Below are 21,907 nucleotides of genomic sequence, written 5' to 3'. Positions count from 1 at the left end.
TTGCTGTGCCCTTGGAACTCACATTCCTGACTTCATCGAGGGACGCCACACGTGTCGAAGAAATTCACACTTGAGTTCAATCGCTGAACGATTCATAGTGGGGTGCCTCAACGACACATTTCTCAGGAACTTTCCATGGGACTTTCCCTGGCTGCTTATATTGACGAACTCCACGAACGGTCAGATTTGATCTGGCCGAATCCTCCAGCCATTGTGCCGATGAAAGTGACGCCGTCGCTCAAGCCGCTTCCGGGGATCAAAGCTGTGACATGGTCGGTGTATGGGACTCTGTTGCAAATCGAACAGGGAGTTTTGCTGCATCACCATGAGCAGGAAATTCGCATGCAAATCGCTCTTGAGAAGACAATTAAAGAGTTCAACATGTGGAACAGCATGACGCGCCGCAAGGGGCAACCCTGGGAAGGGATGCTGATCATTTATAATCGCATTCGAGAAGACCTCGGGATGGTCTCTTCCAAGCAGAAAGGAGATTTTCCAGAGGTTGATTCTGCTCAAATCTGGAAGAAGGTGATCGGCAAGCTTGAACTGAAAGAGTACACTTACGATCAGGGAAAATATGGAGACGTCGATGATTTCGCTGCGAAAATTGCCTACTTCTTTCATGCCAGTTTACAGGGGGCGGAAGCAGTCAAGGGAAGTCGAGACACTCTCGCTCATCTGACGGATGCAGGAATCCGACAAGGTTTGATCGCAGATGGACAGGTCTTTACCATTCCGCAGCTATTACATGCCCTGAAGCATCAGGGATCGTTTGCGTCTTTGGCGGAGGTCCTTTCTGCGAGTCTGATGACAATTTCGTACCAGCAAAAAATCAGGAAGCCATCGCCATCGCTTTATCGATCCGCTAAAGAGTCCTTCAAGAAGATCGGAATTCAACCTGAAGAAGTCTTGCATGTGAGTCATCGGTTAAAAGACGATCTGGCAGTTGCGAAAAAGATAGGGTTCCGAACGGCCCTTTTTGCAGCTGATAAATCGGCTTGCAAGGTGACAGCCAGCGATGTACGTGATCCCGAGATGAAACCCGATCGGTTGATCTCCGAGATTGCTCAGGTTCGCGATATCCTGCAAGTTTAAAACCGAGTCACACTCACGAGTTGACTCGTTAGGTCTCATTGAAATACTCAAGTCAAATTTTCCGCAGGCTTGTCAACCTGCATTCGATACGTAGCTGGAACCGAATCCAGCCTGAATGAACCATTAGATAGAACACTGCTTGAAAGCATTCCATGCCAGCTAAAGCCCTTTACGACTACACCGAATTCAATTACGAAAAGCCACTCTTTGATCTCAATGATGTCCGCAAGGTCAATCCTCAGCGTCATGAGATGGAACAGCTTTCAGGCGTTGTCCATATTGACCGTGACAACCATGGCCTCGTCGGATTCAAAGAAGTGACAGACGATGAGTTTTGGATTCAGGGGCATATGCCCGGGTTTCCTCTCATGCCGGGTGTCATGCTTTGTGAAGCTGCCGCGCAACTTGCGGGGTTCTATGCTCGCAAGTACGACCTTCTTGAAGCAGGTGATTATCTGGGGTTTGGCGGAATGAACGAAGTCCGATTTCGACGCCCCGTCTACCCGAATAGTCGACTCATTATCTGTGCTCAATGCACGAAGGTGAAAAAGAAGCGTCTCGCAGAATTTGATTTTCAAGGCTTCGTCGATGGGAAAATGGTCTACAACGGCTCTATGATTGGAGTCCCGATTAGCCGGTAATGGCTCATCACTGAACAGACCTAACCACGTCACGTTCTCTCAATTTCGAATTGAAACCTTACTGAGGATCTTTCTATGCGTCGGATTGGATGCCTTGTTGCTTTTCTCGTTAGTTGTTCTCTCGTTCAGGCCGAGGAGAAGGAACTTCCCAAAGCATTTGTTGACGGGAATGGCCCAGGCTGGCGAGCTTTGGGAGAAAAGGACTTTGCTGACGTCAACGGTGATGAGGAGACTTGGACGTTCAAAGATGGGATGGTCTTTTCGACAGGAAAGCCCATCGGCGTCAACCGAACAATCAAGCAGTACACAAACTTTGAGCTCGTCTACGAATGGCGGCATCGGAAATCTGGCGGCAACTCCGGTTCATTCATCTGGGTTCCTGAAAGTGCGCTGACTGATTTACCTCCCAACAAGCTTCCATCTGGAGGGATCGAAATTCAGGTTCTCGATCACGGTTACGCAACAAAATTCAAAGAACGAACAGGCAAAGATGCCGATTGGTTCACGACAAATGGAGACGTCTTTGCGGTCGGAAAATCGACGATGAAGCCGTTTCCGCCTCTCAGTCCGAATGGTCAGCGAAGCTTCCCTCGAAAAAACCTGAGCAAAGGGGTTGATCAATGGAATCACTATTACATTCGTGCCATCAATGGAGAGGTTCGCCTGTGGGTGAACGGAGAAGAGGTCTCCGGTGGGAATGAATGTAATCCAAGAAGTGGCTACATCTGCTTGGAGGCAGAAGGCTCACCGATTGAATTCCGCAACCTGCGACTTCGCGAACTTCCGTGAATTGATTGCGGAACCAACCGTTTTGATTCGGCAGCGACCATTTGACCAATTGCTGAGTCAGAGGTCATCTCAAGGTCGGAAACTGTATCGGATTCGATTCAACAGGAGTTGTCAGGATTACTCCTGTTGAATCTGAATTTCCGCGATTCTCAATGCCTCTGCTTCGTACATGCTCCCCAATTTCTGTTTCAGTTCTGCTTCTGCCTGAATATTCTTTCTTAGGTCACTACGAGGCAGAAAAAGAGCGAGGGCAATGTGGGCCAAGCTGCACTATCACCCTCTTTGTGGAAGTGAAAAACGGCTCTCCTGGAAAAGTCTGAACCTCGCATCCAGTTTGCGATTCTGGGGCTGCATGAAATTTCGCAAGGTGCTGGTCGCAGGTTTACGGTCTGGTTGTTGGTTCGTAACCTGTTTTAGATTAGTAGTTTACGGCGTGTTGTTGTCGGTTTCGTGTCTGGTGCCGCATGAAAAACGAATCTCGACATTCAAGATTTGCTTGACAGCGAAGGAACACTTGTATACTATCTGGGCCGACGGACGAACTGGTGAACGTTCTCAAGCTTTTCAACTCCAGATTTTGAGAGTCAAGTCTTTCATGTTTGGGGAAGTTTTCAGAGAAACTTGAGTTTTCGTTCCTAAGTGCTTTAACTACCACAGTCGTTCGAATCACAGAGTTTGAAGGTCACCCTCAATTACGGAATAGTCATGAAGACGATTCGGCACAAGCATGGATTGCTGCGTTCGGTTGGATACTCCGACTGGCGAACAATGCCCCATCTTTGCCGCGCTCTAGCTGACCTGCGTGAACACCGCTCTTGTTTTTTAGCTCACCGCCATCTCCCGAATAGTGACGCGGTGTAGTGTTACGAGATTCTCGTAAACGATGAGATTGAAAAACTGTTCTGAATTTTAAGTAGCGATATAAATAAACCTGAAATCGTGATCACTTACTAAGGATGCCCCGGCAAAACGATTTACCCCAAGGCTTTGTACTGAAATCGTTGTGAATCACTGTGAATCACTCAGTTTCAATCGTCTGCTTTGGTTTTTGTTAGAGCATCTATCGATTAGTTCGCAGGATCTGCCTCGTGGCAAACAGCATTTCACTAGAGAAATGCGTTCTTCACGGGCACACGGTAGAGCAAACTGCTCTAGAGCGGATGAAACTTCGATCGCTCTTCAGGTCTATTGAAGTGAAGAAATCATTGCTTTTTTTACGGAACCGATTTCATCTCAAACACGGCTGAGAATTGAAATGTCCAGCCAAATCGACTGCTCGTCAAATAATAAGTGAGAAGCAGCGAATCAGAGAGTGTGTGCCAGACCCATTCACGGAGGAAAGGCATTTGACACAACGTCGAATTCTCGACGCCTTCTGATTTATGCAGGCTTGAGATATTCACAAACATCTCGTCTGGTGAGGCTGCTATGCCATGGAATGAGCATTCGGAGAAAAAAACTGTGGCATTTGTGAATTACCACACTGCTTACGAATAACATTTCAAATAGAGTTACAGCGTTGCACAATGGATGTGCGGCAATTACATGAGGATGTAAACTATGTTGGTCATTACACGCAAAACTAACGAAGAAATTGTTATCGGCGACAACATCGTATTGAAAGTGATTTCAAACGGGAACGGTCGAGTTAAGCTTGGAATCGAAGCTCCGAAATCGGTCCGAATTGCACGTGGAGAAATTGCTTTCCGCGAGGAGCTGATCGCAGAGGCAGAAGTAAGAGAACTCGCGACTGCGTAAAGATTCATTTGCTGAATCCTTGGGATTCCCCTGCTCTATTGAGCGTTGAATGCCAGGGTGTTGGACTGCGCTTGACGCTCTATGTCCCTGCGAGGCCATGATTTCAACTGGTCAGTAGAGACAGGCAGGCGACTACTGAGTGACCAGCTTTCCGGATATTTACGATGCCGGAAAGCTGTTTTCTGATTCTTTTCCAATCGTTGCTGGGAATTCAACTCTCACTTTGACACAGGGAGTTGAAGCTCATACGCTATCGTGAGCTGCGAGTCTGCAGACGGGGATTCAAGCACGAATTGCATTGAGACCCGGTCAATCGAGAGCAATTTTATTGATGAAACGCATTCTCGCGGTGACACGGTAGGCAAACTGCTCTAAGACCTTTCACAAACATGCGCAGATGTGCGCACGTCAATCAATCAATCAGGCAGGCTCTAAGGTAATGTGGCCACAGTTCTTTTTTGTCATCGCCTGTTTGCTGCTTCCCGTCGCTTGGGGAGTGATCGTTCATCAACTCTTCGAGCTCCTGGAGCGAAGCTTAAAAAAAGACAAACGTCCTCGGGATAGTTCTTATTCTGATTATCAAATTTGAATAGGAAATTGCTGGTTGCTTCTGATTGCAACTCTGGGCAACATGCTCCACAATCCTGCTTTCATTCTGACGCGCCGGAAGCTCACTGATTCGTGGAAATGATCTTAGCTATAGTTGTTGCTTTTTTTGTGGGCGCGATCTCCGCAATTTTTGGGGTCGGCGGAGGCTTCATTCTGGTTCCCGTGCTGAATTCGGCATTAGGGATTCCGATGAACATCGCTGTTGGTTCGGTGGTCAGCTATGTCCTTGGCCCTGCGACGACAGCACTTTTGTACCGCAACGTTCAATGGACGAGTTGGAGACTCCCGCTCATTCTGTCCGGAGGCCTTTCCGTTGGAGTCTTTCTGGGTGGATCGACGCTCAATTTCTTCACTCACTCAGAAACAGTTTCGATTGATGCCGAGACTTTGGTGCTGCGAGTCTATCTCGGGTTACTGAGTGCTCTCGGGATGTTTTCTTTATGGGAGAGTGAGAGAGCGACACGTTTTCGACCGATTCCTCGCGGTTGGTTGAATCGCATTTTGCTTCCACCGGTCATTCGAATTCGAGATTGGAACAATCGAACTTTGTCGGTTCCGATGTTTGTCTGGTTCGGAGTTTCAGTCGGCTTTCTCTCGGGGTTACTTGGGATCAGCGGCGGGTTGCTCATTGTTCCCGGACTGTTGTATCTGTTTGCTGTCGACGCTCAGAAAACTGTGGTGACGTCCATGGTTGTCGTATGGCTCGTCTCGTTTCAGTCGACGATTTTGCATGCCTGGTCGGGAAATGTCGACATAAAACTTGTTGCAGCTCTCCTTGCCGGAGGAACCATCGGAGCGAGGGTCGGTTCGAGTATTGGCCGGCGGCTAGGCTCTCAGCAACTTCGCAGAAACTTCGGGATTCTCGCGATCTGTACAGCTATCTTCGTCGCCATTCGCCTGTCGATCTCTGCCTCGCGATAACGATTTCATTATTCGAGGAAACGGCAAGCTCCATGATCTGGTGATGCAGTTGTTGTGCGAATGATTATTTGAGGCATCCAAAGGATTGAAAAACAATCAGGCTAAAGAACTCGGGCAAGTTGGCCTCAATCCGAATGATTTGGAATGATCTGGATTCCAAAATCTGATTGGTCGCCCTCAACCTTCGGAGAGCTCTTCTCTTTCGCTTCGAGATATTGAGGAATAGAACGCAGGAGTCTGTTCCCTTGCGGGAATACCGTCCAGAGTACAACAGTGCAATTCAGGGTTACAACAAGCCAGGTTGTGAACAAGAATGGCCGCTTGCTCGTTTTGTGTTGCAGTGCCGGTTGAGCGACCAGTCCACCCGGCCAGCCGCAAAATAGATCGAGTAAATGAAGTGTTGTTTCCGGTGTGCGCCAGTTTCCGTGGATCGCTGCCCTTTTGTCGATCGCATAAGCTGAAAATGAGACCGCACTCATGATCAGGTAAACGCTCACCATTTCGACAGGCAAGCGATGAGCAGCTGACATCGTGATCAGGAAAGCGAAGAAGAGGGCAGCAAAAATAAAGTTGAAGCTGCAAGCCTGAATGTGCCTCCTACGTCGAGGCCGTATTCTATTGGGGAGGACAACCTGCTCTGCTTGCAGTCGCCCATCGGGATCGGTAGCGACGACATACGAAACGGTATCGTTCTCGACCGGTCTTGGCTGACGGTGCTTGAACGACTTTATGTGAACAAAGACGTCCTCCCCGCCTTCGTCTGGAACGATAAACCCGTAACCCTGCTCGTCTTTCCAACGTGTGAGCTTGCCTTGATGTCGCATGGGAAATGGAACTCTTTCAATATCTACAAGGCCCGTAGAGACCGGTTCGCCAGCTGTTTTGCCTGGTTGGAACTTTCTCAATGCTCTTTGTGCCCGTTTTGTCCTCGCGAAGAGTTTTTTTGATTTCATCGATCCTTGTCACGAGGCCAGATCCGAAGCTGATCGCCGATAGTGATCTTGAAGAAGTCCCTCGCTTTACTCGCTCGTCTGGTCCGTAATTGAATTTACATCACGCAATGATGTCGTGCGCGACATTTCCATGAACATCAGTCAGTCGGAAGTCTCTGCCGGCATGGCGGTAGGTGAGTCGTTCGTGGTCCAATCCGAGGAGATGCAACACCGTGGCGTGTAGGTCGTGAACGTGCATTTTGTTGTGGACCGCCTTGAATCCGAAATCGTCTGTCTCTCCGTAGGTCATTCCGCCACGGACGCCACCGCCAGCCAGGAACATTGCGAACCCGTGGTGGTTGTGATCACGACCATTCCCATTTTCCGACGTCGGAGTTCTTCCGAACTCGCCTCCCCACATCACAAGTGTGTCTTCGAGCAATCCCCGCTGTTTCAGATCGCCGAGAAGAGCGGCAATCGGACGGTCGATGTCTTTGCAAAGCTTGGGGACTTTATCGTCGTGACCAGAGTGTGTGTCCCAGGGTTGTCCGTTTCCATAATAGACTTGCACAAATCGCACGCCTCGTTCGACGAGTCGGCGTGCCAGCAGGCATCCATTTGAAAAGTGTCCGTCTCCATAGTCCTCACGAGTCTGTTTGGACTCTTCCTTGAGTTCAAATGCGTCGCTGGCCTGAAACTGCATGCGAAAGGCGGTTTCCATCGATTGAAGCCTCGCCTGAAATGCCTGATCTTCTCCAGTTCGACTTTGAACTTCGGCATCGAGTTGGCGCATCAGTTCGAGTTGTCGCCGTTGCGTCGACTGGTCCCATTTTGTGTTTCGCAGATGGGGAATCATCTTCGAAGGCTCAATCGAAGAGTGGTTGATGTAAGTCCCTTGATACGCAGATGGCAGGAACGCGCTGTTCCATAAAATTGAAAACCGCACCGGTCGTCCCGGACAGAGAACCACATATCCGGGCAGGTTCTGGTTTTCGGTGCCGAGCCCATATGTGAACCAGGCGCCCATGCTGGGGCGGGTGGGAAGAATGCTTCCGTTATTCATTTGCAGCAATGCCGGACCATGGTTGGGATTGTCGGCATGCAGCGAGCGGAGAACGCAGATGTCATCGATGTGCTGGCTTAACAGTGGGAGCAGTTCGCTCACAGGCACACCACTCTCTCCGCGTGGCTGAAATTTGAATGGAGACGGGAGCAGTCCACCTGTGGGGCGTTCTGTCACCAGGTCGGCGCCTGGGGGACGCTGGCCTGCGAATTTTTCCAAAGCCGGTTTCGGGTCGAAGAGATCTGCCTGAAACGGTCCACCATTCATGAACAGGTGGATCACCCGCTTGGCCTTCGGTGGGAAGTGGCACCCTGCTGCATTCCCAGCTGAGGCGGCCTCGCTGAGGCTTTGCTGGGACAGGAAAGCGGCGGCCCCGATCATTCCGGGAGTGCTTCCAAGTTGCTGCAGCATGCTGCGGCGGGAGATTGGTGGTTGAAAAGGATTGATGTTCATCGATTCAGACCGTGGATAATTATGACACTGGTGGATTGTGACTGGTGCATTGTGATGCGAGAGGTCAGTAATATTTTACCTGTAGTCCGGGGTCAGTCAGTCAACAAAAAGGAATTCATTTGAAGCGAGCAGCACATGGGCATATTGCGTCCAAGCCTCTGCCCGAGCCACTTCATCTGGTTGATTCAGAAATGTCAGGCCGATTTCAATTTCTTTTGGGGTTGGCTTTCGTGCGTACAGCAACTCGTAGGCTCGACGAATCCTTTTTGAATCGTCGTCGGGAATTTCGGTAGCGAGTCGTTCAGCGAACTTCTCTGACCGACCTAGCAGCAACGGTCCATTGAGAACGTACAGCCCTTGAAGTGCTGTTGTGGTACTCAGTCGCTGAGGATTATGAGTTGTCGGGTCGGGGAAATCGTGCATTAACAGCATCGTCGACATGTCGCGTCGGTGGATCGTTCCGTAAATCGTTCGGCGAAGATTTTTGGGGTCCTTCAAGTCTTTTGATGGCCCTCCCATGGTCAGGTCGAGTTCGCCGCTCGTGCTCAGCATGGCATCGCGCCAGGATTCGACGTGCAAGCGTTGACGATTCATACGAGAGAGCCAAATGTTCTCGGGGTCGACGCTTTCTTGATTTTCCTGAATACGACTCGATTGACGATATGTGGAAGAGAGGACAATTTCACGATGAAGTTTTTTGAGTGACCAGCCATTCTGAATGAATCGTGCAGCCAGGTCGTCGAGAAGTTCCGGGTGAGAAGGACGTTCTCCCGAAAGTCCGAAGTTGCTTGGCGTGTTGACAATCCCGCGTCCGAAATGTGCCAGCCAGATACGGTTGACCATCACTCGGGCAGCCAGCGGAGCCGATTCTCGTGTAATGGATTGAGCAAGTTCGAGCCGACCGCTCCCGTTGGTGAATGGTTTCGAATTTTCATTCGACAGGACTTCCAGAAACCTTCGAGGGACAACATCGCCTAGCCGGTTTGGGTTTCCGCGAATGAACAAATTGAGATCGCGTGGCTCAGGTCGATAAACGAGGTTGGTTCCCTCTTGAGGCGTTTTCCCTTTTCGTTCAACAAAAAGTGCCTCTTCTACGATGCCGGGTGCCATCACTGAATTGTAGTGCGGAGTTGAGTTCTTAATGTCTTCGATTTTTTCCGTCAGTTCGGCGATCTCGTCTTCAGGCTTGGGCTTTTTCTTTTTGAGTGCTGTCAGTTTTTTCTCTAAACCTTTCACCTCTTCACGCGCAACGCGAACAGGGGCATACAATTCTTCCTCGATTGTCGGGCACTCATAGATTCGAGTGCTTGCAAAGACGCCTGCGAGGGCGTAGTAATCTTCTTGTGTCACGGGATCAAATTTATGGTCATGACAACGGGCACATGCAACGGTGAGACCGAGAAAGGTACGGCTGACGGCGTCGACACGTTCTTCCCACTCGTCGGCAACAATCACTTTGATGATTTCAGAAGGAAGCTTGAGTTCTTTCCAGTAGTTTGGGCTGAGACCTAGAAACCCAAGTGCAGGGGAATCTTCCGGTCCTGTCTCTTCCATGAAATCAGTGGCGAGTTGCCGGTGGATAAAGTCATCGTAGGGGACATCATCGTTCATCGCTTTGATGACCCAGTCTCGATACAGATAAGCCTGTCCAGTCGAGTCCAGCCAGCTTGCTGTCTTATCGGTGTAGCGAGCCAGGTCGAGCCACATTCTTCCCCAGCGTTCGCCGAAGTGTGGGTTCGCCAGCAGCCTTTCGACTTCTTTTTCGTAGGCGTCCGGAGCGGGATTGTTCACGAATGACGCAATCTCTTCTGGGGTCGGCGGCAAGCCGATGAGGTCAAAGCTTAAGCGGCGCAACAGTGTTGCCCGATCCGCTTCTGGAGAGGGAGAGAGCCCTTGCTTTTCCATGGCGGAAAGAACGAAATGGTCGAGCCGCTTTTGTGGCCAGGACGACGTTGATGTTGTTGGCAGAGGTTGCTCATGAACTGGTTGGAAGGACCAGAACTTTCTGGCCTCCTCCATGTTGATTTCCTGTTTTGCGGTCTCAACAGAACCATCGTCCGGGAAGGGGGCTCCACGGCGGACCCATTCGGTCAACTCAGCGATCTCGCTCTCGGGCAACTTCCCTTTTGGCGGCATTTGATAATCGGCATCGCTGTCATACAGGATGGCAGCGATCAACAAGCTCTCTTCAGGTTTGCCGGGGAGAATGGAAGCTCCGGAATCGCCACCAGCATACAATGCTTGAGCCGAATCCACTTTCAGGCCGCCGTGAACAGTCTTTGCACTCGACGAATGGCATGAGTAGCAATGCTCCGCCAGAATAGGTCGGATCTTCTTTTCGAAATACTCAATGTCTTGAGGGGACGCCGCTGGCAGGGCTTTCTTCTCCTCAGCGCTGGTGGCTCTTCCAAGAAGAACAACCAAACTCAAAAGTATGAGCGGGAATTTCGACGTATCTGGCATTTTGAAATCACTCATCAAAGGCATGACAATTCTTTGAGTAATCAACAGGTGGGATTAAGATGCATTTTGGTGAAAGTGCAGTCTCAACCAAATCGGTGGGATTGGTTAAAAAGTGTAACAGGTTTTCCGTCAAATCGCGAAATCAATTGTCGTTGATGATCAATTGGGACGACTCTATTCTGGTGACAGGTTCTATAATCGTTTTCACCCGCTCCCCGACCTCGCTGCCTTGGGTGGGGAAATGTTCTACGTGAAATTTCTTAAAGCAAATTCACGATTGGTCTGCAGTCATATCGCTGCATCGTGTCGCTGCATCGAGGGTGGTCGTTTACCTCCCCCGCTGATTCGTCGGGGGCTGAATCGACACAGAACACCAATTTGAAAGATGTTCTGGAAGCTGTCCGAGACCACTCGGATAACCGCTTTTCTTCACGCTTGAGAGAGCAATTTCAGGTTTCAGAGCCAGTTCTAAAAACAGCCTCCTGCAATTCCCTCGGCGTTGTTGGAGGTTCGCGTCATTCGCAGTACGTGAAGGCCAATATTGGCTTTGCTGTGATGTCCAAGCAGTTGCTGTCAGAGGTGTCCTTCCCATTCTCGATTGAAGCCAGCAGGCAATGCTCAACAGGTTCGAGCGTCGGTTTCGTGGTTGCTCAATCATGGGTGAAACCATTTTGTTCAGACTGTTTTGAGGTGAATTCTGAAATTGTTTTTTGAAAAAGTGATTTCGCTTTAACTCTTTTCTCATCAAGGTGTTGTGCTCTTTGCGGGGAGGCTGTTTTTGAGTGGATGGTAAAATTTCGAAGATTTCTCCGGACAAAACAGCATTCGTTTGCGCCTTATTTAGGTAGGGGTTGCGTGTTGATTTGGTTCAAATTTTAGTTGCATTCCGGGTTTTTAAGTTTGCAACGTCCAATGACGGGCTGGATTTTGGTTGAATCGATACACAATCAGACCGGAGGGAGCACAGGCGGGTCGGCTCCCTCCGGCATTTATCTTCTGAGGAAGAGAACTCTTTTGATTCCGACGACACCCGGAGATGGGCAGATCTCGGGGTGTTTTTGGAATCTGAAGACTTCAGAAAAATCTGAATGCGAACCAGAAAAAGTTTGTCAGGGGAAATGTCCCCTTGATAAGATCAATTTCGTGATAAGTGGTGTGACAAATTTTCGAGGTTGAGCCGAAAACCTGAGCTTGGCCTCTTAGAGACTGAGGAATCCTTCGTGAGATTTGCAAGGCTTCTGGTCGTCATCTCAGGATGTTCTTGTTGCCTCGTACCACGTGCATTTGTGATTGGCTTGTTGGTCGATCAATTTGATCAAAGACTGGTTCAGTGAATTCGTTCAAAGCGGGCATTATGAGTCAACGGTCTGTTCTTCTCCCGAAAACGATTTTCACAGCTGCGTTGAGACTCTCTTCCGGGGAAGAAAGAGAAACATTTCTAAAAGAAGCCTGTTTTGATGCTCCAGAGCTTCGCTGTTCGGTAGAAAAACTGTTGGCTGCTCAGGAGACACTTGATTCGAATCCTCTCGATAATGCGGTCCAGGCGTTTTCTCCGAAGGCCTCTTTACCCTGCACGATCTCATTTGTCAGTCCCTCGTTAGAGCTTGATAGAGAGATCGACATCTCGAACCATCCGCTCGTCGGTCCTTACAAGCTCTTGGAGCTCTTAGGGGAAGGAGGGATGGGAACCGTCTACATGGCGGAGCAGCAATACCCCATGAAGCGTAAGGTTGCGCTCAAGCTCATTCGCGCGGGAATGGATTCGAGTGAAGTGATCTCACGTTTCGAAGCAGAGCGGCAAGCTCTGGCGATCATGGAGCATCCCAATATCGCAAAAGTCTTGGACGCTGGAACGACAAACACGAAGCGTCCCTATTTCGTTATGGAACTCGTCCGAGGAGTTTCCATTACGGATTATTGTGAGAAGCATCAGCTCAATATTCGGGAGCGGCTGGAACTCTTCATTACTGTTTGTCGCGCAGTTCAGCACGCTCACCATAAAGGGATCATTCATCGAGATTTGAAGCCTTCCAACATTCTGGTGGCTCGACTTGACGGGAAACCTGTCGTCAAGGTGATTGACTTCGGGGTTGCCAAAGCGCTCAATCAGGAACTGACCGAAAGGACTCTGTTTACCCAGTTCGCTCAAATGATTGGGACGCCTGTTTACATGAGCCCGGAACAGGCGGAAATGAACCTGCTGGATGTCGATACTCGTTCGGACATTTATTCACTTGGGGTTCTGCTGTATGAGCTTCTTACAGGCAAGACTCCGTTTCATCGAGCCTCATTTTCCAAGCTCGGCTATGACGGGATTCGGAAAATTCTCAGAGAGGAAATTCCTCTCAAACCAAGCGCGCGTGTGAGTACACTGCGAGTCAACGACAGTTCGACAGTCTCCGGAAGCAAAAATGCGGAATCACGAAAACTTCGACGCTCGCTGAAAGGGGAACTTGATCTCATTGTGATGACGGCTTTGGAGAAGGACCGGGAGCTTCGATACAAAACCGCAATTGAGTTCGCAGAGGATGTTCAGCGATATCTGGATGGTCAACCGATTATTGCATCGCCTCCCACGTTGCTGTATCGGACCCGCAAGTTTTGCACTCGGTATTGGGTTGCGTTAACGATCATGATGATGACATCTGTTGGCCTTCTCACCGGAGGAGGCATTGCGGTTTCTCAGATGCTGCGCGCGATTTCAGCAGAGAAAGAGGCGACGCAACGAGAGAAGCAGGCCAACGACTTGCTTGAAGCATCACGTTTGCACCAAATGTTGACAGCCTTTCGAAGTAAAAACTATTCATACATTGCGAGTCTCCATCTTCCTGAAATTGAAGGGGCCCCTGTCGCTGATTCGTCCAGTTCTGGATCGTTGCGTCGACTCTTATTGAATGCTGGAAGCTTTGCTCCCAAGACGCAGTACCTTCATCCCGCGGCTGTTGAGGATTTCGCGATCTCTCCTGATGGTCAGTCTCTTTTAACAGCCTGTTCCAACGGGGGTGCGTATTTGTGGGAGGTTGAGTCGGGTCGACTGATACGAACCTTCGAACCTCACCCGGAACCTGTGGACGCCGTCGCAATTTCCCCCGATGGACAATTTGTTGTGACCGGAGGCCGCAACGGGGAAGTTTGGGCATGGCATCGAGAGGAGAAAAAGCCACTCAAACTGATTGGCACTTTGCCGACAGGGATCGAAGCGGTTCTTTGGTCGCCTGATGGCGAGTCTCTTGTTGCTGGTGCACGCTACACCGAATTTTGTGTCTGGGATCGGAAATTCAGAGAAGTATTCCGTTCCGAGAACGATCACCGCCACGAGTCTTTTCTCTTTTCTGAAGACAGCAAATTGCTCTATGTGCCAACCCGGACCTCGATCGCAGTTTGGGATGTCTCAGCTGCGGCATTGGTTCATTCGATCCCTTCGGAGTCAATCCTGAACATCCGTACGATGTGCTGGGCCGGTCAAAATCGCCGATACCTTGTGGCTGCTGACAGATTCAGCGATCAGATGGCTGTGATCGATCCGGTAGAACGATCGGAAGTCGCTTTTCTTTCAACGAACGCAATCTATCCGCAGCATCTTGGGGTAAGATCTGATTTGTCACGTTTGGCGTCAGTTTATAACGACGGTCAGTGCCACATTTACGATCTCAATTCGATCCGCCCGGGAGTTGAGGGGCGAACGCTACAAAAGTTGCTCCTTGCCAGTTTTCAGGCGCATAACCCGGAGTACGGCAGGGCATCTGTGGTGAAGTTTCGGGACCATTCTGAAGTTTTGACATCCGGGGCTGATGGGAAAGTGGCTCGCTGGAGCTTATCGGATGGAAACTCCGCCTCGGTGTTGAAACCGCCGAAAGCGTTGTCAGGGCTTCTTCCATCGGGGCCTGATCAACTCCTCTATTTTGTAGGCGGATCGAAGCAACCATTGAGAGTCAGCACGAAAGGGCGCGGTCAAACTCAGATCGATGCGATGTCTTCGGAAGATATCCTAAGCGTCGGGAATTTGTCTGAGCAAGGTTGGTTCCCAGCACGCGTTGGAGATCGAGTTGAAGTTCGAAATATCCATACGGGGCAAGTGCTCGGGACAATCAAAACAACTTTTCAGTTTCGAAACATGATTGAGATTTCGGAAGATGGAACGCGCATCGCTGTTGCTACCGCTGATGATCAAATCCATGTCTGGAGTTCATCAAACGCCTGGGCAGAGTCGGAGCTTCTCACGAAACTACTGATTATTCCAACTTTCGGACTCCGGTTTGCAGACGAAGGAAAAACTTTGATCGCCGACCACGACGATCAATTTCTCATCGAATGGGATCTTGAGAATGACGTTGAAGTCAAGCGAACCAAGGTGACTCCTGGAAATGACCTGGTCGTTTCTGAAGATAATCAACACATTGCTATTGCGACGGAAAATGGATTTCAGATTTGGAACCGAGCAACGAGTGAGGTCATCCTCTCGCGGATTGCAACAAATCGTGTGACATCTCTCTTGTTCTGTGATCATGACCGGGTATTGCTGACGGGGTATTCCGATGGGAAAATCTTTGCATCGCATCTTCCAACAAAAGAAGAACTCGGTCTTTTGTACGAACCCGAAACGATCACGGGATGGCCGGTTTCCATGCAGTTCATGCCAACAGGTGACCGGCTGTTAGTTCATTTCGATTTACTGGTGGGGGGAAGGCACACCACAAAGATTCTTATCCTCGGGCCAAAGGTCCATTGAAGCGTTTTCAATAGTTGTCCTCCCCGAGAAGAACGCGTTCACGACTTCATAGACTGCTCGCCCAAAGTCGAACGCGAACATCAAGTCGAAAAATGCGATCAGTGGAACAAGGCTGTTTCAGAAACTCTGTCCGAATTTTTCGGCAGTCGATTCTGTAAACGCTGTCGAATTCTTTCCCGTAGAACTGGTCATCGAACTGGAATCAGATTGCTATTCGGCGAGAGGTCGAATTCGACGATGAGCTTTCCACTTTGGACATGAACAGCTGTCATTAAAGCAGTGTTCAGTCCGGCCTGCTGTAGAAGAGGCGATGAGACGGGAGTAAGGTCGATCTTTCTAGGATAAAGCCTTGGGGTTAAGTCGTTGCTGAGTTGAGCGCGAATTGCTTCTAAAGTGATTCCGCTCGCGGTCTTTCCACTTTCTCCACCGACTTCTTCCACATTCACTAGAGCTGGAATCAGTTGAACCGAGTCTCCTTGAAGGGAAGGAGTCAGGCTGATGACAAAGCGGTGGAGAGGGCGCTGTGCGCCCAAAACGGGTTGAATCGCCAAGCGAGCTTCAAGGTGGATTGCCCCGTTTTCGAAGTTGATTTTCAATGGTTGAACATCATCAAAGACAATCGAAATGAATTCAGGCGTTGCGGAACTCGTCAGAGTTTTGGCTTCACCTGAGATCACAGCTTTGAGATGACGATCGGGAATACGCAAGCCCGCGAGAGGCAACTTTTGAATCAAGCGGTTCAAGAGTGCGTCATCCAGAATGATGGAGAGATCACTCTTGGCTGCCATCGGGACAGAGCTGTTCATGATCAACGAAGATGCTCTCGTTGAAGCTGACAGGACCAATTGATTTTCGGTTGTGTAAGCTGAAAACTGAGTTGCTTCAAGTTGGTATTTTTCGAGGAGTTGCTTGAAGTTCCCATGCAGAAATTGATTAATCTCTGTGAGTTTTGCGTCAACTTCATTGTTGAATTTCGGAGCAACTTTCTGGGTGACTTTCGCTGCTGCGATCTGCTCTGCGACCGGAGTTCTTCGATTTGCGACATTTATCGCGGTTCGAGTCGTGAGAGGTCCCAGAATCGGGACGGGAGCAAGTCGCGTGGCGGCAGCAACGTTCTGCTGATCCGCAGTCAGAACCGCACTGGGGGCCCAAGTCGAAACGACTGACCCATCAAATGCGATCTGTTTCGCCATTTGAAAATGGTATGTTCCAACCGATTTGATGGCAGCCCGTTGCGTGTAGTTTGTGGTGAGATTTGTTGTCGTTCCATTCAGGTTGATGACAAGCCGTGCTTGACCATTCGAAGGAATCAGCTGCAGTGACGAGGCCGCAATTGTTCGCTGAGAACCGATCACTTCTGCACCGAGGACAAAGTCCCGCACGGGGCCTTCATCGATGATCTGTGAAGAAATGAGTTCATTGAGGAAAGGGCCAGTCAACACAATCGAGGCATGGCCGGAACCGATATCCTCCGGAAGTGAATGCTGAGGAACAACCGGTTTCAAATTTTCTCGAGAAGGCAACACTGGTGCAGCAAGCTGCGCAGAAAGTGAACTCGCGCAAAGCAAGCTTACGATCAAAGAGAAGCAGGGTAAAACGATGCTTGAAACGTGCATGATGGCTTGATTCCTCTTTCAAGTGAGAAAGAGTTAAATGACAATTTGGCGGCAAAGTACAGTCTACAAAGAAACAGTTTCAGGAACAGTAGTTTTCTTAGAATCGCAACAGAGAATGATATTCGGAACGACCGTTAAGAAGTTCGAAATAAAATGGAAACTTGCCGCAGGCTTCCCAGACTTCCTGCTTTAAATGTGTCAGGTTCCTGAGTGTGCAAATTATGTTGCCTCTTAGTTTTGATTGTGCGGATTGTTATGAAAAATGCAGCTTTGCTGGTTCTTGCGATGGTTTTCCTGATCACCTTGATTGGTGTGCTGATTCATGACCAACAGCCCGTTGCGGGGAGTGAAGCACCCGACCTCACCAGTTCTATCAATCCTGATCACGAAGAGTCCAATGGTGACCAGTCACCCGGTGGTTCGTCGCAGAGTTCTTCTGATCATGAAATTGCCTGGTCGACGAAGTCCGGGGAAATGCAACGCTCTCCGAACTCGATTCCAAAACCGTATGAGCCGGGAGTTGTCCATCTGGGGCCGGGAGCTTCTTTGGGAGGGAAACTTCCTTTCCCCAAAGACAGTCCTTGGAATCAGCGAATTGACACCGCACCAGTCGACCCACTTTCCCGTACACTCATTTCGAGTATTGGAATTACAAAGAACCTCTTCCCGGCGTTTGGATCAGGAACTTGGGAAGGCGCTCCGATCGGAATTCCTTATGTGGTGATATCCTCAAGCCAGCCGTCGGTTCCGATTGTCTATACAGCCTACGGTGATGAAAGCGATCCCGGCCCCTATCCGATTCCTGCTGATGCACAAATCGAGGGTCATCCGAACGAGGATGGTGACCGGCATGTCATTGTCATCGACCGCGATAACTGGAAGTTGTACGAACTGTTCCGAGCGTTTTCGATTGGGGACGGTCAACTCTGGCGGGCTGAGTCAGGCGCGATCTTTGATCTTGCTCAGCATCCGAGTCGTCCCGTTGGCTGGACGAGTGCCGATGCTGCTGGGTTGCCGATCTTTCCAGGTCTAGTTCGCTATGATGAAGTGATGGAGCAGAAAGAAATTCGGCACGCACTCAGGTTTACGGTGAACGACACACGACGAGCCTTTGTCCCTCCTGCAACTCACTGGGCATCGCGATCTAACGATCCTCGGTTACCGCCAATGGGGATGCGCGTTCGACTTCGTGCAAACTACGACATTTCAGACTTCCCGCCCGAAGCGCAAGTCATCCTGAAGGCTCTCAAGAAGTACGGAATGATCCTCGCCGACAACGGAGGCGACTGGTACATTTCCGGTGCTCCCGACCCACGCTGGGACAACGACGCCCTGCACACTCTCAAAAAAGTACAGGGCAAAGACCTCGAAGTTGTCTTGATTGAAAACCTCGTCGCTGAGTAAACAAACGAATGTCTCCCGCGTGCACCACTCGGGATCTGGAAGGTCGGGATCAGGTTTGCTGTCGAGCAAATCCAATCTCGGCCTTTTACGTTCTGCAAACCAATTCGAAAGATGCTCTAGCTATTGCAAACGACTCAAATGATCCGGCACACTGTGTCGATGGTACCGCCGGAGCGTTGCTGCAGTGGCAACTTCAGCGGACATGAGAATCACGTGTCGATGATATTGCGGGTGAAGTCGCCTTCGAGACATTTCGGGATGAGTTACAAACGACATCCCACTTCTGAACAGATCTGGAGTTGAACGGAAATATTCCATGAACGGACTGGCCGTGGCTGACTGGTTGGCACTGGGAGCGTACTTGATTGGGGTGACGTTTCTTGGGGTCTGGGCCAGTCGACAAGTGAAATCGATGTCTGACTTTGTGATGCCACGCAAGTTCGGCAAGGTGATGATGTTGATGCACGGATTCGGAACCAGCACTCATTCCGATCAAGCGGTGAGTGTGGCTTCGAAGTGTTACACAAGCGGGCTTTCTGGAATCTGGTATCAGTGGATGTGGCTGTTCGCGACACCCTTCTTCTGGCTGATTGCCCCGATGATGCGGCGATTTCGGGCGCTCACAACAGCAGATGTGTTCGCTGCCCGATATTCACAATCTGTCGCAATTCTGTTTTGTGTGTTCGGCTTAGCCAAGTTTGTTGTCACAATCGGCAATATGCTGAAAGGCTCTGGTGAAGTGATTGAAGCCTCGACGGGAGCGTTGATTTCATCAGAGGCGTCGATCATCGTCATCACGATTCTGTTTGTGGTCTACGGTCTTGCTGGAGGGCTTCGGGCTGCGATCATTACCGATTTTATTCAGGGAGTTTTGACTCTCCTCTTTTCGTTTCTTCTTCTTCCGGTTGTGTTGAACGCCGTTGGTGGGATCTCCGGAATGAAAGCGTCGTTTGCAGAATTGACTCCGGATAAAGACATGCTTTCTCTCGTGACTCCCGGAGAGATTGGCGTTTTCTATATCTCGATGATCGCATTGAATTCGCTTCTCAGCGTAACAGTTCAACCTCACAATATGGGGACCTGTGGAGCGGGGCGAACAGAAGTCGATGGGGCCGTCGGGTTTATGGGAGGGACATTTCTAAAACGGATTTGCACCGTGGCCTGGTGTTTGACCGGGCTAGCTGCGTACGTTTACTACAAGGGGAATATTGAGAACCCTGACCATGTTTATGGGACGATGGCTGCTGAATTTTTGCCGACGTTGCTCCCCGGCTTACTCGGGTTGTTTCTGGCTGGGCTGTTGGCGACTGTCATGGGGTCGTGCGACTCATTTATGATCTCCGCCTCAGGGCTTGTCAGCGAAAACTTTTATCGTCCCGTTTTCCCGAATCAGAGCGAGCATCACTACCTGTGGGTTGCTCGGTTGTCTGGTTTGCTCGTTGTACTTGCTGCGATTGCGTACGCGTACTGGTTGAGTGATGTCATCGCTGGATTGGAGATTTTATGGAAGCTCAATGCGGTGATGGCTCCTGCATTTTGGCTCGGTGTCTTCTGGCGCGGGGCGACTACAGCGGGGGCCTGGACAGCGACTTTTTTGACAGCATTCACCTGGTGGATCACCGGGCTCTCTTCGACAGCAATCGCGATTGCCCAAATTCCAGTTGTTGAATCGCTTGGCATTGTGGTCGAGAAGAACAGCGAACTGATGATCACAATTCCCTGGCAAATGCTCGCCTATCTGACAGCCGGTTTCGCAGGCGGGATTCTTGTCAGCCTCTTCACGCGAAAAAATGATCCGGAGCAACTCGAACGCTTCTACGAATTGATGCGAACACCTGTTCAGGAAAATGAAGAAATTGAAACTCCCTGTCGACTCCCGAGTGGAGTAACCCCCGCACCACGTCACGTTTTCTTCCCAGAGACCTCGCTGGAGCTTCCGATTCCAACCTGGCGTGCCATCTCCGGTTTCCTGGTTGGGTGGTTCCTTGTCTTTGCAATTATCGGCAGCGTTTGGTGGATTGTTTCGTAGAGAGTTCAAAACGGGAAGGCTGGGGACGTCGCCGAGCGGGGCTTGGCGTGAATAGACCAGAACATGGAAAGTTCGTTAAGATGGCATCGTGTTGAGTTGCAGCCAATTCAATATCAAATTTCTGTTCTGCTTTATTGGAAGTCGTCTCTGCATCTGCGAAAGTGACATTCACAAGCACGACAAGCATTGAGAATGCTCCATACGACGAGGCAAGAGCTGTACATCACTTCCGACAACACTCTGATTTTCCGCGAAGCAGTCTCCACAAGAGTCGTCGATCTGAAATCGATTCTGGTTTTTAAATGAACAATCCACAGCGTGCAGCGTTACAGCTTTTGAAAGACTGTCAGTCCGCAGGTCTGACTCATCTTCCGTTGCCAGTTCCTCTGGATGAACAGGCAGAATCGGTACAAGCCGCTACGGAGCAAAGTCCGGCCGTTCAGGAACCGGTCGTTCAGGAAGATGTTGCTCCAGCAGAGGTCGCAGTCGCTCAGGAAGCTGCTCCTTTGCCAGATTTAGAAGTTGCGAGTGTGGAACAAGATCGAGAATCTTTGCTCACTGAACTTGCTGCTCGTGTTGCGAACTGTACTCGCTGTCAGGAACTTGCATCAACGCGGACGCAAACTGTTTTTGGAGTGGGGAACCCTGAAGCGAAAGTCATGTTCATCGGCGAAGCTCCCGGAGCTGACGAGGATCGACAAGGCGAACCGTTTGTCGGGAAAGCTGGACAGCTGCTGACAAAAATTATCGGAGCTTGCGGCTGGACGCGAGAAGAACTTTACATCTGCAACATCCTTCGCTGTCGACCACCGGGAAACCGGAATCCGACATCAGAAGAGGCGAACAATTGTCGAGAGTATCTGGATGGACAAATTTCCATCGTCGATCCCGACTACATTGTCTGCTGGGGGGGAGTCGCGGTGAATAATTTGCTCGGCGTGGAATCTCCTGTCGGCCAGATGAGAGGGAAGTTTCATCAACATGGTCGCGCCAAAGTTTTGTGCACCTATCACCCATCCTATTTATTGCGAAATCCGTCCGCCAAGAAACCGGTCTGGGAGGACATGCAGTTCCTACTCGCCGATATGGGGCTGAAGCCTCCCCAAGGCTAACCCAAGGCTTTGTTGAGCTTTGGACTCTTGTGATTTGATGGCTCTGGCACTCTCCTTGGCATGAAACGAAATCGAATCTGAAAGCACTTGTGCTGGACGGTCCATTCGTGAGTGTTACAGTTGTCTTGATGATTCCAAGGAGTCAATCAGTGCGGTTTTATGTAAAATGTCATATTATCGTTGCATCTCGATATCCACTGTCATCACAATGATGCTCGCCAGAGCAGTTTGCTCTGCCGTGTGCCTCGTGGCGAGCCGTATATCAAGTCGTGAAAGTGATTTTCACGGGCACG

The 21,907-nt window shown here is 50.1% G+C and carries 13 protein-coding genes; 9 read left to right on the top strand and 4 right to left on the bottom strand.

Features of this window, described 5'->3' with window-relative positions:
* Nucleotides 1-135 precede the first annotated feature (135 nt).
* The 5 genes from Mal48_RS19935 to Mal48_RS19915 all read left to right on the top strand — a co-directional run bounded on the left by Mal48_RS19935 (nt 136) and on the right by Mal48_RS19915 (nt 5,813).
* The gene (locus Mal48_RS19935; protein ID WP_145203863.1) at nt 136-1,095 is read left to right on the top strand and encodes an HAD family hydrolase; all 960 of its coding nucleotides are present in this window, start codon (nt 136-138) and stop codon (nt 1,093-1,095) included.
* A gap of 152 nt (nt 1,096-1,247) precedes the next feature.
* Entirely contained in the window at nt 1,248-1,736 is a 489-nt protein-coding gene (locus Mal48_RS19930) for a 3-hydroxyacyl-ACP dehydratase FabZ family protein (RefSeq protein WP_145203860.1), read from the top strand.
* Between the two features lie 75 nt (nt 1,737-1,811).
* Nucleotides 1,812-2,525 carry a 3-keto-disaccharide hydrolase gene (locus tag Mal48_RS19925; protein ID WP_145203857.1) on the top strand — a complete coding sequence of 238 codons (714 nt, stop codon included), beginning with the start codon at nt 1,812-1,814 and terminating at the stop codon, nt 2,523-2,525.
* A 1,560-nt stretch (nt 2,526-4,085) separates the two neighbouring features.
* Complete coding sequence (locus Mal48_RS19920) at nt 4,086-4,283, top strand: carbon storage regulator (protein ID WP_145203854.1); 198 nt, start codon at nt 4,086-4,088, stop codon at nt 4,281-4,283.
* A gap of 687 nt (nt 4,284-4,970) precedes the next feature.
* The gene (locus Mal48_RS19915; protein ID WP_145203851.1) at nt 4,971-5,813 is read left to right on the top strand and encodes a sulfite exporter TauE/SafE family protein; all 843 of its coding nucleotides are present in this window, start codon (nt 4,971-4,973) and stop codon (nt 5,811-5,813) included.
* Between the two features lie 125 nt (nt 5,814-5,938).
* Here Mal48_RS19915 and Mal48_RS19910 read toward each other — a convergent pair whose 3' ends face one another.
* From Mal48_RS19910 to Mal48_RS19900, 3 genes are all read right to left on the bottom strand, one after another.
* Nucleotides 5,939-6,766 carry a DUF1294 domain-containing protein gene (locus Mal48_RS19910; protein WP_145203848.1) on the bottom strand — a complete coding sequence of 276 codons (828 nt, stop codon included), beginning with the start codon at nt 6,764-6,766 and terminating at the stop codon, nt 5,939-5,941.
* 100 nt (nt 6,767-6,866) lie between these two features.
* Nucleotides 6,867-8,261 (bottom strand): DUF1501 domain-containing protein, encoded by a 1,395-nt coding sequence (locus tag Mal48_RS19905; protein ID WP_145203845.1) that lies wholly within the window; start codon nt 8,259-8,261, stop codon nt 6,867-6,869.
* Nucleotides 8,262-8,357: 96 nt separating this feature from the next.
* Complete coding sequence (locus Mal48_RS19900; protein WP_145203842.1) at nt 8,358-10,748, bottom strand: PSD1 and planctomycete cytochrome C domain-containing protein; 2,391 nt, start codon at nt 10,746-10,748, stop codon at nt 8,358-8,360.
* A 1,330-nt stretch (nt 10,749-12,078) separates the two neighbouring features.
* Between Mal48_RS19900 and Mal48_RS19895 the strand changes: the two genes are divergently transcribed.
* Nucleotides 12,079-15,453 carry a serine/threonine-protein kinase gene (locus Mal48_RS19895; RefSeq protein WP_145203839.1) on the top strand — a complete coding sequence of 1,125 codons (3,375 nt, stop codon included), beginning with the start codon at nt 12,079-12,081 and terminating at the stop codon, nt 15,451-15,453.
* A gap of 188 nt (nt 15,454-15,641) precedes the next feature.
* Here Mal48_RS19895 and Mal48_RS19890 read toward each other — a convergent pair whose 3' ends face one another.
* Nucleotides 15,642-16,979 carry a hypothetical protein gene (locus Mal48_RS19890; RefSeq protein ID WP_145203836.1) on the bottom strand — a complete coding sequence of 446 codons (1,338 nt, stop codon included), beginning with the start codon at nt 16,977-16,979 and terminating at the stop codon, nt 15,642-15,644.
* Nucleotides 16,980-17,324: 345 nt separating this feature from the next.
* Between Mal48_RS19890 and Mal48_RS19885 the strand changes: the two genes are divergently transcribed.
* The 3 genes from Mal48_RS19885 to Mal48_RS19875 all read left to right on the top strand — a co-directional run bounded on the left by Mal48_RS19885 (nt 17,325) and on the right by Mal48_RS19875 (nt 21,614).
* Nucleotides 17,325-18,473 carry a hypothetical protein gene (locus tag Mal48_RS19885; RefSeq protein ID WP_145203833.1) on the top strand — a complete coding sequence of 383 codons (1,149 nt, stop codon included), beginning with the start codon at nt 17,325-17,327 and terminating at the stop codon, nt 18,471-18,473.
* Nucleotides 18,474-18,789: 316 nt separating this feature from the next.
* The gene (locus Mal48_RS19880; RefSeq protein ID WP_145203830.1) at nt 18,790-20,502 is read left to right on the top strand and encodes a sodium:solute symporter family protein; all 1,713 of its coding nucleotides are present in this window, start codon (nt 18,790-18,792) and stop codon (nt 20,500-20,502) included.
* Nucleotides 20,503-20,804: 302 nt separating this feature from the next.
* Nucleotides 20,805-21,614: a uracil-DNA glycosylase gene (locus tag Mal48_RS19875; RefSeq protein WP_145203827.1), complete on the top strand. Its 810-nt coding sequence runs from the start codon at nt 20,805-20,807 to the stop codon at nt 21,612-21,614.
* Nucleotides 21,615-21,907: the final 293 nt, after the last annotated feature.

Origin of the sequence: Thalassoglobus polymorphus (assembly GCF_007744255.1) — a bacterium.
GTDB lineage: Bacteria > Planctomycetota > Planctomycetia > Planctomycetales > Planctomycetaceae > Thalassoglobus > Thalassoglobus polymorphus.
The sequence above is the reverse complement of the archived record's forward strand: the minus strand, read 5'-3'. Positions and strand labels throughout refer to the sequence as shown.